This is a genomic window from Falsirhodobacter sp. alg1 (genome assembly GCF_000739715.2).
Classification (GTDB): domain Bacteria; phylum Pseudomonadota; class Alphaproteobacteria; order Rhodobacterales; family Rhodobacteraceae; genus Falsirhodobacter.
Genome location: NZ_BBJC02000044.1, coordinates 1 through 832, shown reverse-complemented (window position 1 = coordinate 832; position 832 = coordinate 1). Strand labels below are relative to the sequence as shown.

1 pseudogene is annotated in these 832 nt (G+C 54.9%); it reads right to left on the bottom strand.

Features of this window, described 5'->3' with window-relative positions:
* Nucleotides 1–391: pseudogene (locus TR36_RS14060) on the bottom strand (hypothetical protein); the annotation flags it as partial.
* Nucleotides 392–832: the final 441 nt, after the last annotated feature.

Sequence of the window (832 nt, the reverse complement as noted above, 5' to 3'; positions counted from 1 at the left end):
ACATCGGCAAGCCTTTGCCCTGCGGGACGTTGTAAATCTTTTCCATCATGTCCCATTTCTGTGAATGGGTGTCCGTGCGGTCGATCTGTTCGTCGAATGTCATGCCCGTCTCCTGTCGCATCGGGGGAACCCTAGCGGCGGTTTTCCGAGAGTAACCGATGTGGTCGGAGATCGCCTGTTGTCGATCATGGGCGATGTGCGGGATGATATGGAGCGGGCGCCGATCGTCAAAGGTGTCCATAATTTTGCGACGCGGCGGGATTTCATGCCTGACAATCTGGATGACCCGTCCCTTGAATGGGGCGAAAGCAACGTCGAATGGTCCTATACCGTTCTTGCAAAAATCCAGAGCGAGCTTGCCCGCAAGCCGGTTTCGGTTCTGTTCAAGCATGGCGGTCNTCGTTCCCCGCTTCCACGAGGATCATATCGTCTTTTACGGAACAAAGGGCGCAATCTACATCAAGGGGCATTACGGCAGCGGTCAACTTTCGATTGCCGGGCCGGATGGGAAATGGAAGGAGCTCCCCCTGCCTCAGGAGATCATTTCCAACATGCCTGATGTGAAAGGTGAAACCGAACAGTGCTGGCACTTCCTTGCACGGGAGTTCGTCAAAGATATCCGCGGCGAAACCGTGCAGCCCTATCCGACCTTCAAGGAAGGCAGCCAATATCAGCGGCTGATCGAGATCATCCGCACGTTGTTATTCTGATGTATATGTAGCCGATGCGGGTGAATTCGATAGGGGCATTCGCAGAACCGCCGGATGTTCGGCAATTCTGCGCCACCGGCCCGGAAAGGCGGTTTATCGTCCCAGTCATCCTCGTCATCATA